General features: G+C 71.4%; 13 protein-coding genes. 4 read left to right on the forward strand and 9 right to left on the reverse strand.

All coding sequences use genetic code 11. The annotated features are described in order from the left end of the window. Positions 1-9 precede the first annotated feature (9 nt). Positions 10-813, reverse strand: a complete 804-nt coding sequence (locus AMK31_RS17155; protein ID WP_073941409.1) for a trans-aconitate 2-methyltransferase — start codon at positions 811-813, stop codon at positions 10-12. Between the two features lie 95 nt (positions 814-908). On the opposite strand from AMK31_RS17155, the gene tamR reads away from it, so the two are divergent. Then, positions 909-1,406 (forward strand): MarR family transcriptional regulator TamR, encoded by a 498-nt coding sequence (tamR, locus tag AMK31_RS17160; RefSeq protein WP_019753616.1) that lies wholly within the window; start codon positions 909-911, stop codon positions 1,404-1,406. Here tamR and AMK31_RS17165 read toward each other — a convergent pair. Beyond that, complete coding sequence (locus AMK31_RS17165; protein ID WP_073941410.1) at positions 1,365-2,144, reverse strand: LuxR C-terminal-related transcriptional regulator; 780 nt, start codon at positions 2,142-2,144, stop codon at positions 1,365-1,367. The genes tamR and AMK31_RS17165 overlap by 42 nt on opposite strands. Before the next feature lie 248 nt (positions 2,145-2,392). On the opposite strand from AMK31_RS17165, the gene AMK31_RS17170 reads away from it, so the two are divergent. Then, positions 2,393-2,845: a GNAT family N-acetyltransferase gene (locus AMK31_RS17170; protein WP_198948502.1), complete on the forward strand. Its 453-nt coding sequence runs from the start codon at positions 2,393-2,395 to the stop codon at positions 2,843-2,845. Between the two features lie 190 nt (positions 2,846-3,035). Here the strand turns inward: AMK31_RS17170 and galK are convergent, their stop codons facing one another. From galK to galT, 3 genes are read right to left on the reverse strand one after another with little or no spacing between them, the layout of a single operon-like run. After that, entirely contained in the window at positions 3,036-4,190 is a 1,155-nt protein-coding gene (gene galK, locus AMK31_RS17175) for a galactokinase (RefSeq protein WP_073941411.1), read from the reverse strand. Positions 4,191-4,192: 2 nt separating this feature from the next. Then, entirely contained in the window at positions 4,193-5,170 is a 978-nt protein-coding gene (galE, locus tag AMK31_RS17180; protein WP_073941412.1) for a UDP-glucose 4-epimerase GalE, read from the reverse strand. Beyond that, positions 5,170-6,228, reverse strand: coding sequence for a galactose-1-phosphate uridylyltransferase (galT, locus tag AMK31_RS17185; RefSeq protein WP_073941786.1), 1,059 nt, complete (start codon positions 6,226-6,228; stop codon positions 5,170-5,172). The genes galE and galT overlap by 1 nt, the downstream gene beginning before the upstream one ends. Before the next feature lie 121 nt (positions 6,229-6,349). On the opposite strand from galT, the gene AMK31_RS17190 reads away from it, so the two are divergent. Both AMK31_RS17190 and AMK31_RS17195 read left to right on the forward strand, forming a co-directional pair. Beyond that, complete coding sequence (locus AMK31_RS17190; protein WP_073941413.1) at positions 6,350-8,038, forward strand: sodium:solute symporter family protein; 1,689 nt, start codon at positions 6,350-6,352, stop codon at positions 8,036-8,038. Positions 8,039-8,058: 20 nt separating this feature from the next. Further along, on the forward strand, positions 8,059-8,394 hold the full coding sequence (locus AMK31_RS17195) for a hypothetical protein (protein WP_073941414.1): 336 nt from the start codon (positions 8,059-8,061) through the stop codon (positions 8,392-8,394). 33 nt (positions 8,395-8,427) lie between these two features. On the opposite strand, the gene AMK31_RS17200 is transcribed toward AMK31_RS17195, so the two are convergent. From AMK31_RS17200 to AMK31_RS17215, 4 genes are all read right to left on the reverse strand, one after another. Next, positions 8,428-9,147 carry a helix-turn-helix transcriptional regulator gene (locus AMK31_RS17200; RefSeq protein ID WP_073941415.1) on the reverse strand — a complete coding sequence of 240 codons (720 nt, stop codon included), beginning with the start codon at positions 9,145-9,147 and terminating at the stop codon, positions 8,428-8,430. Between the two features lie 329 nt (positions 9,148-9,476). Then, complete coding sequence (locus tag AMK31_RS17205) at positions 9,477-11,309, reverse strand: outer membrane protein assembly factor BamB family protein (protein ID WP_073941416.1); 1,833 nt, start codon at positions 11,307-11,309, stop codon at positions 9,477-9,479. 73 nt (positions 11,310-11,382) lie between these two features. Continuing rightward, a complete protein-coding gene (locus AMK31_RS17210; protein ID WP_073941417.1) occupies positions 11,383-13,209 on the reverse strand; it encodes an outer membrane protein assembly factor BamB family protein in 1,827 nt (608 codons plus the stop codon). 208 nt (positions 13,210-13,417) lie between these two features. Further along, positions 13,418-15,229 carry an ABC-F family ATP-binding cassette domain-containing protein gene (locus AMK31_RS17215; protein ID WP_073941418.1) on the reverse strand — a complete coding sequence of 604 codons (1,812 nt, stop codon included), beginning with the start codon at positions 15,227-15,229 and terminating at the stop codon, positions 13,418-13,420. Between the last annotated feature and the right edge of the window lie 52 nt (positions 15,230-15,281).

Below are 15,281 nucleotides of genomic sequence, written 5' to 3' on the forward strand. Positions count from 1 at the left end.
GCCGGACGGTCAGGCCTCTTTGTGCGCCACCGCGAACACCCTGCGGAACGGGAACGGCGTGCCGTGGCCGGTCGCCGGGTACGCCTCGCGCAGGGCTTCGCGGTAGGCGTGGACGAATTCCTCCCGGGCCCGCGGATCGTCGGCGAGAGCGGTGAGGACGGGCCGCAGGGCGGTTCCCTTGACCCAGTCGAGGACGGGGTCCTCTCCGGTGAGCAGATGGACGTACGTCGTCTCCCAGACGTCGGCGGTGCAGCCGAGGGCCGTGAGGCGGCGCAGGTACTCGGTGGGTGTGTGGACGGCGTCCTCGTGGCGCAGGGCCGCGGCGAGGCGGTCGCGCCAGGGCGGGGAGCCGGCGAGGTCCCGCAGCAGGCGGTGGCTGGGGGCGTCGAAGTTGCCGGGGACCTGGAAGGCGAGGGTGCCGCCGGGGGCGAGGGCGGCGATCCAGTCGGGGAAGCGGTCGGCGTGGCCGGGGACCCACTGGAGGGTGGCGTTGCTGACGATCAGGTCGTGCGGCTCGGCGGGCGTCCAGGTGCGGACGTCGGCGTGGGCGAAGTCGAGGCGGCCGCCGCCGGCGGTGGGCCCCGGCCGCGCCTGCGCCAGCATCTCGGGCGAGTTGTCGTAGCCGGTGATGTGCGCGCCGGGCCAGCGGTCGGCGAGGAGCGCCGTGACGTTGCCCGGGCCGCAGCCCAGGTCGGCGATGCGGGGCCGGTCGCCGGGGAGGCCGGGGACGCGGGCGAGGAGGTCGGTGAAGGGGCGGGCTCGGTGGCCGGCGTGGCGCAGGTACTGGGCCGGGTCCCAGACGGGGGTGGGCATGAGAGGCCTCCTGTCTCTGGCAGTGTCCAGCCTGCCCCCAGCGGTATCTTGACGTCAAGAGACTTCATGTCGACACAACCACTACACTGATCGTCATGGAGGACGAGGTCGATCGGCTGGTCGCAGCGTGGCGCCGGGAGCGCCCGGACCTCGACGTGGAACCGCTCGAAGTGCTCAGCCGGGTGAGCAGGCTCGCCCGGCATCTGGACCGCGCACGTCGGCTGGCCTTCTCCGAGCACAGTCTGGAGCCCTGGGAGTTCGACGTGCTCACCGCGCTGCGGCGCGCGGGCACGCCCTACCAGCTCTCCCCGGGGCAGCTGCTGACCCAGACCCTGGTGACGTCCGGCACCATGACCAACCGCATCGACCGGCTGGCCAAGAAGGGCCTGGTCGAGCGGCTGCCCGACCCCAGCGACCGGCGCGGCGTGCTGGTCCGGCTCACCGACGAGGGCCGTGACCGTGCCGACCAGGCCCTCGCCGGACTGCTGGACCAGGAGCGCGCCATCCTCGCCGAGCTGTCCCGCGCCCAGCGTGGGGAACTGGCGGCGCTGCTACGCCAGTTGACCGCCCCGTTCGACAACATCCCCGGCTAGGTCGACCGGCCCCACCCCGGCCCGCCGGGCCAGCGCGACCGCGGCGAGGGTGGAGTGCACGCCCAGTTTGCCGAGCACGTTCTGCATGTGCGTGCGGACGGTGTGCGGGCTGAGGAACAGCCGCTCGGCGACCGCCTTGCGGCCCAGTCCCGCCACCATGCAGCGCAGCACCTCCCGCTCGCGCGGGGTCAGCGACTCCACCAGCCGTTCGCTCTCGGTGCGGTGCTTGCGCGCGGCCGTCAGCTCCCGCAGCACCCCGGTGAGCAGCGCGGGTGGCAGATGGGTCTCGTCCCGCAGCACCCCGCGCACCACGGTGAGCAGCCGGGACAGCGAGCAGTCCTTGGCGACCCAGCCGGAGGCGCCCGCCTGCAGCGCCAGCGCGGCGCGCCGCGGATCGTCCTTCTCCGCCAGCACCACGACCCGCACCCCGGGCTGCGCCGAGCGCACGCCGGCGACCAGGGAGATCCCGTCGACGACGCCCTCCTCGCCGCTCTCCCGCTGCGCCGGTACGGCGGCCACCGCGGGCCGTATCCCGGGCGCGGTGCCGCCCAGGTCGGCGTCGACGAGCAGCACGTCGAAGCGCCGGCCCTCGGCCGCCGCCCGCTCCATGCTGCGCAGCGCGGCCGGGCCGCTGCCCGCGGCGGACACCTCGACGTCGGGCTCGGCCGCCAGGGCCGCCGCGAGCGACTCGGCGAAGATGCGGTGGTCGTCGACGACCAGGACACGGATGCGAACCACTGAAAACCCCCACTGGTCCGGAAAGACCCGGAGAAGGAGACACCGGCGCGGGTACGACGCCCTAGGGTTGCGGCAACCACAACCGCACGGCCGCCGCCGTGCCATGACTGCTACCCCCGCTCGGGGCGCCGTACCCGACCTTGTCTCGCCCCCTGAACAGCACCGGCCCCCACCGGCGCTGTTCATCAGGGTACGGGTGGGGGCCTGCGGCGGAAGGTTATTTGCAGAACTGGCAGTCCGACGCGTTTATGGTGAGCCGCATGTTTCGTCTTGAGACAGAAGTCGACAAGACCCGGCGCGATCTTCTCCGTTCGCGGCTGCGCGCCACCAACACCGCCGCCTCACCGGTCCTGGCCGCGTTGCGCGGCACGCCGGCGGAGCGCGAAGTCCCGCTGCACGTCTGGGTGTCGGACGCGGCGGGCGGGCTGGCGGGCGGACTGGTCGGCCACACCTGGGCGACCTGGCTGCACGTGACGTATCTCTGGGTGGACGAACGCCACCGGGGTGCCGGGCTGGGCGGGCGGCTGCTGGCCGAGGCGGAGCGCGTGGCCCGCGTGGAGCGCGGCTGCGGGGCCGCGCGGCTGGAGACGTGGGACTTCCAGGCCCCGGAGTTCTACCGGAAACGGGGCTACGAGGTGGTGTGCGTGATCCCCGACTATCCGCCGGGGATCACGGAGTACACCCTGACCAAGAAGCTCTAGTCCCCTAGGCTCTGTCGTTTGGATCAACCCGGCTGTGAGGGACGGTGCGTCCTGGCCGAGTCGAGCGGGGTCTGGTGCGTGCAGCTGCAAGGCGGAGGAGGGAGTCGACGCGGCGCGTCGGCGACTGACGACAACGCGGCAGATGTGCGTGCCAGACCCCGCGACGCCGGGATGATCCAAACGACAGGGCCTAGGCGATCCGCCGGGCCCCCGGCGACGGCACCGCCTCGAACACGCGTGGGGCCGTGAAGCCGGCCGCGGCGAAGGCCTCCTCGACGGCCTTGGTGATGGTGTCGACGTCGGTGGCCTCCGCCAGGACGATCGCCGAGCCGCCGAAACCGCCGCCGGTCATCCGGGCGCCGAGCGCGCCGGTGGCCATTGCGGTCTCGACGACCAGGTCGAGCTCGGGACAGGAGACGCGGAAGTCGTCCCGCAGCGAGGCGTGACCCTCCGCGAGCACCGGGCCGATGGCCCGGGTGTCGCCGGACTCCAGCAGGGCGACGACCCGCTCGACACGCGCGTCCTCGGTCACCACGTGCCGGACCAGGCGGCGGACCTCCTCCTCGTCCCCGAGGCGCTCGAGGGCCGCGTCCAGCTCCCCGTACGGGATGTCCCGCAGGGCGTCCACGCCGAGCAGCGCGGCGCCCTTCTCGCAGCCCGCGCGGCGCTTGCCGTACTCGCCGGTGCTGTGCTCGTGCTTGACCTGGGTGTCGACGACCAGCAGCCGCATGCCCTCGGCCGCGAGGTCGAAGGGGATCTGCTTCTGGGAGAGGTCCCGGGTGTCGAGGAACAGCGCGTGGCCGTCGGTGCAGCACGCGGAGGCCGTCTGGTCCATGATGCCGACCGGGGCGCCGACGTAGACGTTCTCGGCGCGCTGGCACAGGCGGGCCAGCTGCCAGCCCTTCAGGCCCAGCTCGTACAGGTCGTTCAGGGCGAGGGCGACCACGACCTCCAGGGCCGCCGACGAGGACAGGCCCGCGCCCGCCGGGACGGTGGCGGCGAGGTGGACGTCCGCGCCGGTCACCGCGTGGCCGGCCTCGCGCAGCGCCCAGACCACGCCCGCCGGGTAGGCCGTCCAGCCCTTGTCGGACTCGGGGACCAGGTCCTCGGTCCGCAGCTCCACGACACCGCCCTCGACGTCGGCGGAGTGCAGCCGCAGCACGCCGTCCGTGCGCCGCGAGACCGCCGCGAGCGCGGTGTGCGGCAGCGCGAAGGGCATCACGAAGCCGTCGTTGTAGTCGGTGTGCTCACCGATGAGGTTGACGCGCCCGGGCGCCGCCCAGACGCCCTCGGGCTCGGCCCCGTACAGCTCGGCGAAGCCCTCCCGCACCTGCTGTGCGCCCACTCTCAGCTCTCCCTTGCGATGCTTGCGCGGTTCTGTGCGAACTCCCACGCGTCCGCCACGATGCCCGCGAGGTCCGCGCGGGACGGGTTCCAGCCCAGTTTCTCGCGGGCCGTGTCGGCGGAGGCCACCAGGACCGCGGGGTCGCCGCCCCGGCGCGGGGCCGTGACCTCGGGGACGGGGTGGCCGGTGACCTGGCGGACCGTCTCGATGACCTCGCGGACGGAGAAGCCGTTGCCGTTGCCGAGGTTGCAGATCAGGTGCTCGCCGCGGCGGGCGGCCGTCAGCGCCAGCAGGTGGGCCTCGGCGAGGTCGGCGACGTGGATGTAGTCGCGGACGCAGGTGCCGTCCGGGGTCGGGTAGTCGTCGCCGTAGACGGAGATGGCGTCGCGGCGGCCCTGGGCGACCTGGAGGACCAGCGGGATGAGGTGCGACTCGGGGTCGTGGCGCTCGCCGTACGCGCCGTAGGCGCCGGCCACGTTGAAGTAGCGCAGCGAGACCGCGCCGAGGCCGTGGGCCTTCGCCTCGCCGGTGATCATGTGGTCGACGGCGAGCTTGGACGCGCCGTACGGGGAGGTCGGGGCGGTGGGGTCGGTCTCGGTGATCGGCGTGCCGGCGGGCTCGCCGTAGGTCGCCGCGGTGGAGGAGAACACCAGCTTGCGCACGCCCGCCTCGCGCATCGCGGCGAGCAGGGCCATGGTGCCGCCGACGTTGTTGTCCCAGTACTTCTCCGGCTTCACCACCGACTCGCCGACCTGGGAGAAGGCGGCGAAGTGCAGCACGGCGTCGTAGGAGGAGTCGAGCCACTTGGCGGCGTCGCGGATGTCGCCCTCGACGAAGGCGGCTCCGGCGGGGACGCCCTCGCGGAAGCCGGTGGAGAGGTTGTCGAGGACGGTGACCTCGTGCCCCGCCTCCAGCAGGTGCTGGGCGACGACACTGCCGACGTATCCGGCGCCGCCCGTGACCAGGTACTTACCGCTCATCAACTCGCTACCTCTCGCAGTCGCTCGGCCGCGCGCTCCGGCGGCACGTCGTTGATGAACACGCTCATGCCGGACTCGGAACCCGCGAGAAACTTCAGCTTGCCGGAAGTCCTTCGGACGGTGAAAAGCTCCAGGTGGAGCGCGAAGTCGTCACGGGTGACGCCCTCGAACTCCTCCAGTTGGCCGAACGGGGCCTGGTGCCAGGCCGCGATGTACGGCGTCGGCGGCTCCCCCTCGCCGAAGATCCGGTCGAAGCGCCTCAAGAGTTCCAGATAAACCTTGGGGAACTCTGAGCGCGCGCCCTCGTCGAGCGCGAGCAGATCGGGCACCCGGCGCTTCGGGTACAGGTGGACCTCGTACGGCCAGTGCGCGGCGTACGGCACGAAGGCCACCCAGTGTTCACCCTCAAGGACGACCCGCTCGCCGGCCAGCTCGCGCTCCAGGACCGCGTCGAACAGGTTCTCCCCGCCGGTCGCGTCCTTGTGGGCGGCGAGCGAACGCAGCATCAGGGCGGTGCGCGGAGTGGTGAACGGGTAGGCGTAGATCTGGCCGTGCGGGTGCTGGAGGGTGACCCCGATCTCGGCCCCGCGATTCTCGAAGCAGAACACCTGTTCCACGGAGGGCAGATGGGACAGCTCGGACGTCCGGTCGGTCCACGCGTCCAGCACCAGCCGCGCCTGCTCCTCGCCGAGGCCGGCGAAGGACGAGGTGTGGTCCGAGGTGAAGCAGACGACCTCGCAGCGGCCGGAGTCGCCGGCGAGCGAGGGGAAACGATTCTCGAAGACGACGACGTCGTACGACGAGTCGGGGATCTCGCTCAGCCGCTCGCCCTCGGAGGGGCACAGCGGGCACTCGTCGGCCGGCGGGTGGTAGGTGCGCCCCTGCCGGTGCGAGGCGATGGCGACCGAGTCGCCGAGGAGCGGATCCCGGCGTACCTCCGAAGCGGTGACCGTGGGCTCCAGCGGGCGGCGGTCCACCGCGTCGCGCACGGCGTCGTCCCGCAGGTCGTAGTAGATGAGCTCACGACCGTCGGCCAAGCGGGTCGAGGTCTTCTTCACCGCCACTCTCCATCCGTACACCCAGCAAAGCTTTAAACAGAACCGAACACATCAAAGCACAAATCCCCACGCCGGTCACCATCACAACCGAACAAAGAACCCCAAGCAAGGTGAGGCCCGGATGCAGATCCCCCCACAGAACGTCCACCTCGCGGCCGAGCTGCGGCTCCCCACGAACTGGCTCGACTACACGATCCTGGCGATCTACTTCGTCGTCGTGCTGGGCATCGGCTTCGCCGCCCGCCGGTCGGTGAAGACCAGCCTCGACTTCTTCCTCTCCGGCCGTTCCCTGCCCGCCTGGGTCACCGGTCTCGCCTTCATCGCCGCCAACCTCGGCGCCACCGAGATCCTGGGCATGGCCGCCAACAGCGCGCAGTACGGCGTCTACACCACGCACTGGTACTGGATCGGCGCCATCCCGGCCATGGTCTTCCTCGGCCTGGTGATGATGCCCTTCTACTACGGCTCCAAGGTCCGCTCGGTCCCCGAGTTCCTGCTGCTGCGCTTCGACCGGGGCGCGCACCTGCTCAGCGCGATCCTGTTCGCCTTCGCCGCCATCCTGATCGCCGGCGTCAACCTGTACGCCCTCGCCATCGTCGTCGAGGCGCTGCTGGGCTGGCCCGAATGGGTGGCGATCGTGGTCGCCGGGTTCTTCGTGCTGGCGTACATCACCCTGGGCGGCCTGTCCTCGGCGATCTACAACGAGGTGCTGCAGTTCTTCGTGATCCTCGCCGCGCTGATCCCGATCACGGTACTCGGCCTGAGGAGCGTCGGCGGCTGGGACGGGCTGTCGGACAAGCTCACCGAGCAGCACGGCGCCGACTTCATGACCGCCTGGGGCGGCACCGGCATCGGCAGCGAGAACCCGCTCGGCGCCAACTGGCTGACCATCGTCCTCGGCCTCGGCTTCGTGCTGTCCTTCGGCTACTGGACGACGAACTTCGCCGAGGTGCAGCGCGCGCTGTCCGCGAAGAACCTCTCGGCCGCCCAGCGCACCCCGCTGATCGCCGCGTTCCCGAAGATCTTCATCGTCTTCCTGGTGATGATCCCCGGCCTGGTCGCCGCCGTGCTGGTCCCGCAGATCGGCACGCCCGACTCCGACCTCCAGTACAACGACGCCATCCCCTACCTCATGCAGTCGCTGCTGCCCAACGGCGTGCTCGGCATCGCCGTGACCGGGCTGCTGGCCGCGTTCATGGCGGGCATGGCGGCCAACGTCTCGTCCTTCAACACCGTCTTCACCACCGACATCTGGGCGAAGTACGTGGTGCGGGACCGCGAGGACGCGTACTACGTGCGGTTCGGGCGGCTGATCACCGCGATCGGTGTGTTCGCCTCGATCGGCACGGCGTTCCTGGCGAGGTCGTTCTCGAACATCATGGCCTACCTCCAGGCGCTGTTCTCCTTCTTCAACGTGCCGATGTTCGTGGTCTTCATCATCGGCATGTTCTGGAAGCGGGCGTCGATGAAGTCCGGCTTCTGGGGCCTGCTCGCGGGCACCGCCGCCGCGATGGTCAACTACTTCGTCATCTACAAGCAGGGCATCATCGACATCCCCTCCGACCAGGGCGCCAACTTCGTCTCCGCGATCGCGGGCTTCGTCGCGGGCGCGGTCGTCATGGTGGCCGTCTCCCTGTTCACCAGGCCGAAGCCCATGGAGGAGCTGCAGGGCCTGGTCTACGGCACCACGTCCCCCGGCATGGCCGAGCCGCCGGCGCCCGGCGACGAGGCCTGGTACCGCAAGCCGGCGCTGCTGGGCTGGGGAGCGATCGTCCTGGCCGCCGTCTGCTACATCCCGTTCTCGTTCTGACGCGGGAGGATTGAGAGAGCATGTCTGAGCACCCCGAACACGGCTTCAGCGAACAGGACGTCCAGCGCGAGGTCACCGAGCTGGAGGGCAAGTCGGCGACGGCCGCCCGGCTCTTCGACATCCGCCGCATCATCGGCGGCCTGTTCGTGATCTACGGCGTCATCGTCACGATCACCGGCCTGACCGACGACGACGCCGCGATCGACAAGGCCCAGGGCGTCAACATCAACCTGTGGACCGGCGTGGGCATGCTGCTCCTCGGCCTGTTCTTCCTCGCGTGGCTGAAGCTCCGCCCCGCGGCTCCCCCGCCCCCGCGTCCCGTCCCGGAGGCGGAGGACCGGCCCACCCCCGAGTGACACCCGGGTGATCCCCCACGGGGCCGGAGCCGGCTACGGTTCCGACCCCGACCCCGTCGCCGTCTCGGGGGCGGGGCCGTGCGTCCGCAGCGGCCCCGCGCGGTCCAGCAGACCCGTACGGGCCGCGAGGGCCGCCGCCTCCAGGCGGGAGCCGACGCCCAGTTTCATCAGGACCCGCTGGACATGGGTGCGGGCGGTGGAGGGGGCGATGCCCATCCCGGCGGCGATGAGACGGGTGTCCTCGCCGTCGGCGACCCGGACCAGGACCTCGACCTCGCGCGGGGTGAGCATCTGCAGCAGACGCTGGCCCTCGTCGTCGGGCTGGGCCGCGGGGTTGAGGAGTTCACCGAAGGCGCCCTGGAGCAGTTGCGGGGCGACGGCCGCCTCGCCCGCCCGTGCCTTCATGATGGCCCGCTCCACGCCCTCGATGCGCTCGTCGTGCCGTACGTAGCCGGAGGCCCCGGCCGCGAAGGCGGCCGCGATGCCGCGCGGGGACGGCACGGGCCCCAGCACCAGGACCGCCACCTGCGGCCGCTCCCTCTTGATCCGCACCACCGGGTCGAAGGTCCCCGGCTCCGCCGGTGCCGCCGTCCCCAGCAGGCACACCTCGGGTGCCCGTGCGATCACCAGCTCCGCGGCACCCGCCGCGGGCGCGGCGGCGGCCAGCACCCGGTGCCCGCGCAGCTTCAGCGCGGAGGCCAGCGCCTCCGCGAGCAGACGGTGGTCGTCGACCACCATGAGCCGCACTCCCATCGAGCAACCCCCCAAGTCCCCCCAGTGGACGCCCCTATGGATGCCCACGGGATCACACGGACAGACCCCGGACCGCGGCGGCTCTTCGGTCCCGCTCCGCCCCGGCCACGCCCCCGGCGCGGGGCCCCCCGGCACCCACGCCCTTTCATGCCCCCGGAAGCTACACGCTTGTTCGACGTTGCGCTGCCCTCTCCTGGTGAGAACTGCCCCGGATCGCCGAAATTCCGCTCTTTCGAGGGTGTTGACGGGGTTGAGCGGTACGCGCGCGGCCCCGTCCCTGAGCTGGGACGGGGCCGCGTGCGCTCCGGCGCGTGCGCCGGGTGGGGGAATCAGCCGGTGGCGCCGAACGCGATCGCCAGGTACTCCCGGCCGCCGTACGAGGACCCGCTGGCGTACACGTCGGCCATGTACAGCTGCCCCTGCGAGTACAGCAGTTCCGCGGAGCTGGGCTGCATGCTGGTCTCCGCGTCGCGGACCGTCTCGTCGGACGGGTTCTCCAGCAGCTTGGTCTCCTCGAAGGTGCCGCCGTCGATGCTGACGACCTGGCCGCCCTTGTCGTAGGGCGGCGACTTGTACGCGATCACGTTGCCGCCGTCCATGCGCAGCGGGGTGATCGTGTAGTCGTCGCCGGCGTCGGCGCGCTGGCCGGTCTGCTTGCCGGTGGCCAGGTCGAAGACGACGATCTCGTTGGTCTGGCCGTAGTCGCTGCCGGCGCTGTCGTGCTCCTCGGTCGGGATGTACAGCCGGTCGTTGCCGACCGCGAGGCCGGCGCAGTCCTCGATCCGGGAGATGCCGTCGCACTTGGCGGCGTAGGCGTCGCCCGGCGCGGAGATGCGGGTGCGCAGCTTGCCGGTCTTGTTGTCGACCGAGAAGAAGTCCGAGATGCCGGAGCCGTCGCCCGCGGCGTCGCCGACGTCGGCGGCGACCACCAGCGGCTCGGTCGACACCACGCTGGCGTACTCGATGCCCCTGGTCATCTTGTACTCGGAGATCACCTTCCCGGACTTCGGGTCGATGGTCTGGATGTGCAGCTCGCGCTCGCCGTACTGGCCGCACTTGCGCACCGCGACCAGCTTGGGGCCGCCGCCGTAGCCCGCGTCGTAGCAGGTGTCGGTCGGCTTCGGGCTCCACAGCGACTTGCCGGTCGTCACGTCGAACGCGGCGCCGCCGCTGGTGCCGCCGACGGCGACGGTGTTCCCGCTGACGGTGACGTTGTCGAAGCTGATCAGCCGGTCACCGGTTTTGGCGCTCTTCGTCCACAGCGTCTTGCCCGCCGCGAGGTCGATCGCCGCGACCTGGCTGCAGCCCTCGTGGGAGTCCTTCGCCGGCATCTTCGGCTGGAAGACGACCGCGGCCTTGTCGTCGTCGGTGATGTGCTTGCTGGCGGAGCAGACCGGACCGGGCAGCTTGACGGTCCAGGTCTTGGTGCCCTTCGCGCGGTCGTAGCCGACGATCTGGGCGACGCCGCTCTTGGCGTACACCTCGTCGGTGAGCCAGGAGCCCTCGACGACGACGGTCTCGTCCTCCGCCACCTTCGGCATCGGGACCTGGAACAGCACCTTGGACGCGGTGTTGCCGGGGACCTTCTCCGAGCCCTTGGTGGAGGTGCCGCCGGAGCCGCCCTTGTCGTCACCGCCGCCGGTGCCGCCGCTGGAACTCGCGGTGTCCTTCTTGCCGTCGTCGTCGCCGGAGGAGGCGTACCAGACACCGCCGCCGACGATCAGCGCGATCGCCACGACCGCGGCGACGATGATCGCCAGCTGCGCGTTGATCTTCCGCCCGCCGCCGGCCGGCGGGGCCGCCTGCGCCTGCATCGGCATCGCCGGCTGCTGATAGCCGTAGCCGGGCTGCTGGCCGTACGCGCCCGGCTGCTGGCCGGAGTACGGGCCGGGCGCCGGGGTCGCCGGGGCGCCGTACGGGCCGGGCTGCTGGCCCGGGTAGCCGTAGCCGCCGGGCGGGGTCTGCGGCGGGCCCTGCGGCGCCTGGGGCTGCTGGGGCTGCTGGGGCGCCTGGGGGTAGCCGTAGCCCGGCTGCGGGGCGGGCGGCGTCTGCGGGGCGCCGAAGCCACCCGACGGCGGCTGGTCCTGGGGCTGGCCTTGGGGCGCGCCGAACCCTCCCCCCTGCGGGGGCTGGTTGGGCGGCGGAGGGGGCGGCTGGGTCATGGCGTGGACACCTCGGGGACGGATCGGCTCAGGGACCGATTCGGGGAGAACGGGAGAAGAAAGTGAGAGCGCGTCACTTGCCGAAGGCCAGCATCAGCTTCTCCTTGGTTTCGTCGTTGCCGGTCAGCCGCGTGGTGGAGATGTACAGCCGCCCGTCCGCCCAGTCGATGTCCCGGGAGAAGAAGCTGCCCTCGACGTCCGCGGCGCCCTGCGGGTTCTGCAGCAGCTTGGCCGGCTTGTGGCTGCTGCCGGTGGCCGCGATGGACACGACCTGGCCGCCCGCGTCGTACGACGGCTCGACGTAGGCGATCAGCTTGCCGCCCTCGGCCCGCAGCGGCAGCATCGGCTCGTCGGCCGGGGACTTCACCCGCCACTTCTCCTTGCCGTTGGCCAGGGAGATCGCGATGACGTCGTTGGCGCCGGCGTCGCCGTCCGTGGGCAGGAAGAGGGTGTCCGCGGTGGCCACGACTCCCGTGCAGCCCGTCAGTTCACGCTGGAGGATGCCGATGCCGCACTCGGGGGCGATGCCGTCCTTGATGTCGACCTGGGAGCGGATCTTGCCGCTGCCGGTGAACGTGGCGACGTTCCACTTGTCGGTGTCCTCGTTGGTGCTGTAGACGACCAGCGGGTCCACGGAGAAGGTCCGGGTGATCCGCCAGCCCTTCTCGTACGCGAACGTCCACTTGACCTTGCCGGTCTTCGGGTCCAGCTCCGAGATCTCTTCGTGCTCCTTGTCCGTGGCGGCCCCGCAGGAGGCGACCTGGATCAGCCGGGAGCCGCCCGCGAACGCGGCGGGGAAGCAGGCGTCGCCGTACTTCTTCTTGTCGTAGAGCTTCTTGCCGGTGTTGACGTCGTACGCCGTGCCGGACTGCGAGCGGCCCACCATCAGGGTGTCGCCGGCCAGGGAGAGTTCGACGGTGATCGTGCTGTCGAACAGGTCGCCGTCGCCGATCTCGCCGCTCCAGCCCTTCTTGCCGGTGGCGAGGTCGATCTGCTGGAGCTGGTTGCACTCGGCGCGGTCGCTGGAGCCGTTCATGTACGCCACGACGATCTTGTCGTCGGCCGACTTCTGCGGGGTGGCCGCGCAGATCTCCTGCGGGAAGGTGATCGCGTCCCAGGTCGGCTTGCCGTCGCCCACGTTGTACGCGAAGACCTGCTCGTACACCGCCTTCACGGCCGTCTTGTCGGTGATCCACATGCCGGGGGCGTCGGCACCGGAACCGGGCGCGTCGGGCGCCTCCTTGTACCAGAGCACCTTCGACTCGCCCGCCTTGCGGCCCTCGTTGAGGTTGTCCGGGTCGGCGCCGCCGTCGCCGCTGCCGTCGCCCGGGTTGACCGGGGCGTCGGTGGCGGTGGGCTTGGCGTCGTCGCTCTTGCCCGCGACCGGCTCCTTCTTGCCGCCCTCGTCACCACCGGCGACCGCGTACACGGTGCCGCCTATCACCAGCAGTGCCGCGACCGCCGCGCCGACCGCCAGCGCGGGCTTGCCCTTGAAGGGGTTGCGGGAGCCGGACCCGGCGGGCGGCGGGGTGCCGGGGCCGCCCGGGAACTGGGTCTGCGGGTAGCCGTAACCGGGCTGCTGGCCGGGCTGGGCCGGCTGGCCGTACGGCCCCGGCTGCTGGGGCTGGCCGTAGGGGCCGGGCTGCTGGCCGTAAGGGCCGGGCCGGCCGTACGGCCCCGGCTGCTGAGGGGTGCCGTACGGGCCGGGCTGCTGCGGGTAGCCGTAGCCCGGCTGCGGGGCGCCCTGCGGGGGCGGCGGGGTCTGCGGGGGCTGCGCCGGGGGCGGGGGCGTGCCCTGCCGGGGGTCCTGCGGAGCTCCGAAACCGCCCTGCGGCGGCTGGCTCTGCGGCGCGCCGAAGCCGCCCGGCTGCTGCGGTGGCTGGTTGGGCGGCTGGGTCATCTGCGGTTCCCCCTCGTGACCGATGTGGCGCCGCGCCCCTGTGGCGCTGCGTTTCCGCCACACCCGTGTTTCTCAGACGTATTCAGACGGTTCTCAGACGGCCCTTTCTATCACCCGCCGCCGACAGCACAGCGGGCCGGAGCCTCCCCTGTTCCCAAGGGAGGACCGGCCCGTGATGCCGTCGTTACGCGCCTTCACGCGCCCTTCACTACGCCTGGGCCTCCTCGGCGAGTTCGAGCCAGCGCAGCTCCAGCTCCTCCCGCTGCCCCGCCAGATCCCGCAGTTCGGCGTCGAGTTCGGCCACCTTCGCGAAGTCCGTGGCGTTCTCGGCGATCCGCGCGTGCAGCTTGGTCTCCTTCTCGGAGATCTTGTCCAGCTGCCGCTCGATCTTCTGCAGTTCCTTCTTCGCGGCGCGCTGGTCGGCGGCGCTCTTCTCCGCAGTCGCGGGCTTCTGCGCCACGGGCGAGGCGGCCGCGGCCGCCTCCTCCATGCGCTGCCGCCGCTCCAGGTACTCGTCGATGCCGCGCGGCAGCATCCGCAGGGTGCCGTCGCCGAGCAGGGCGAACACCCGGTCGGTGGTGCGCTCGACGAAGAACCGGTCGTGGGAGATGACGATCATCGAGCCGGGCCAGCCGTCGAGGACGTCCTCCAGCTGGGTCAGGGTCTCGATGTCGAGGTCGTTGGTGGGCTCGTCGAGGAAGAGGACGTTGGGCTCGTCCATGAGGAGGCGCAGCAGCTGGAGCCGGCGCCGCTCACCGCCGGACAGGTCGCCGACGGGCGTCCACTGCTTCTCCTTGCTGAACCCGAACGTCTCGCACAGCTGACCCGCGGTCATCTCGCGGCCCTTGCCGAGGTCGACGCGCTCGCGCACCCGCTGTACGGCCTCCAGGACCCGCCAGGTCGGGTCGAGTTCGGCGACCTCCTGCGAGAGGTAGGCCAGCTTGACCGTCTTGCCCACGTTGATCCGGCCGGCGGCGGGCTGGGCCTCGCCCTCGGTCCGCGCGGCCTGGGCCATCGCCCGCAGCAGGGAGGTCTTGCCGGCGCCGTTGACACCGACCAGGCCGATGCGGTCGCCGGGGCCGAGCTGCCAGGTCACGTGCTTCATCAGCACCTTGGGGCCGGCCTGGACGGTGATGTCCTCCAGGTCGAACACGGTCTTCCCGAGCCGTGAGGAGGCGAACTTCATCAGCTCGCTGCTGTCCCGGGGCGGCGGCACGTCCTTGATCAGCTCGTTGGCGGCCTCCACGCGGAAGCGCGGCTTGGACGTGCGGGCGGGGGCGCCGCGGCGCAGCCAGGCCAGCTCCTTGCGGATCAGGTTCTGCCGCTTGGCCTCCTCCGTGGCGGCGATGCGCTCCCGCTCCGCGCGGGCGAAGACGTAGTCGGAGTAGCCGCCCTCGTACTCGTAGACGTCGCCGCGCTGCACGTCCCACATGCGGGTGCAGACCTGGTCGAGGAACCAGCGGTCGTGGGTGACGCAGACCAGCGCGGAGCGGCGCTCGCGCAGATGCCTCGCCAGCCAGGCGATGCCCTCGACGTCCAGGTGGTTGGTCGGCTCGTCGAGGACGATGAGGTCCTGCTCCTCGATGAGCAGCTTGGCCAGCGCGATACGGCGGCGCTCACCGCCGGAGAGCGGCCCGATCACCGTGTCCAGACCCTGCGGGAACCCCGGCAGGTCCAGCCCGCCGAACAGGCCGGTCAGCACGTCCCGGATCTTGGCGTTGCCCGCCCACTCGTGGTCGGCGAGGTCACGGATGACCTCGTGCCGGACGGTCGCCTCGGGATCCAGGGAGTCGTGCTGCGTGAGCACGCCCAGACGCAGCCCGCCGGAGTGCGTGACCCGCCCGGAGTCCGCCTCCTCCAGCTTGGCGAGCATCCGGATCAGCGTCGTCTTGCCGTCGCCGTTGCGACCCACGACACCGATGCGGTCCCCTTCCGAGACGCCGAGGGAGATGCCGTCGAGCAGGGCACGGGTGCCGTACACCTTGCTGACGTTCTCGACATTGACCAGGTTGACGGCCATTTCTCTCCTGCGTACGGGGGACCGGTCAGCCTTCAAGCCTAGGGCCTCGGAG

The organism is Streptomyces sp. TSRI0107 (assembly GCF_001905845.1).
Taxonomy (GTDB): Bacteria; Actinomycetota; Actinomycetes; order Streptomycetales; family Streptomycetaceae; genus Streptomyces.

Coding starts and splice junctions, on each gene's coding strand:
- galE (WP_073941412.1), bottom strand. CDS start 5,170: ATGAGCGGTAAGTACCTGGTCACGGGCGGCGCCGGATACGTCGGCAGT.
- AMK31_RS17195 (WP_073941414.1), top strand. CDS start 8,059: ATGTCTGAGCACCCCGAACACGGCTTCAGCGAACAGGACGTCCAGCGC.
- tamR (WP_019753616.1), top strand. CDS start 909: ATGGAGGACGAGGTCGATCGGCTGGTCGCAGCGTGGCGCCGGGAGCGC.
- AMK31_RS17170 (WP_198948502.1), top strand. CDS start 2,393: ATGGTGAGCCGCATGTTTCGTCTTGAGACAGAAGTCGACAAGACCCGG.
- AMK31_RS17190 (WP_073941413.1), top strand. CDS start 6,350: ATGCAGATCCCCCCACAGAACGTCCACCTCGCGGCCGAGCTGCGGCTC.
- AMK31_RS17210 (WP_073941417.1), bottom strand. CDS start 13,209: ATGACCCAGCCGCCCAACCAGCCACCGCAGCAGCCGGGCGGCTTCGGC.
- AMK31_RS17215 (WP_073941418.1), bottom strand. CDS start 15,229: ATGGCCGTCAACCTGGTCAATGTCGAGAACGTCAGCAAGGTGTACGGC.
- AMK31_RS17155 (WP_073941409.1), bottom strand. CDS start 813: ATGCCCACCCCCGTCTGGGACCCGGCCCAGTACCTGCGCCACGCCGGC.
- AMK31_RS17205 (WP_073941416.1), bottom strand. CDS start 11,309: ATGACCCAGCCGCCCCCTCCGCCGCCCAACCAGCCCCCGCAGGGGGGA.
- AMK31_RS17200 (WP_073941415.1), bottom strand. CDS start 9,147: ATGGGAGTGCGGCTCATGGTGGTCGACGACCACCGTCTGCTCGCGGAG.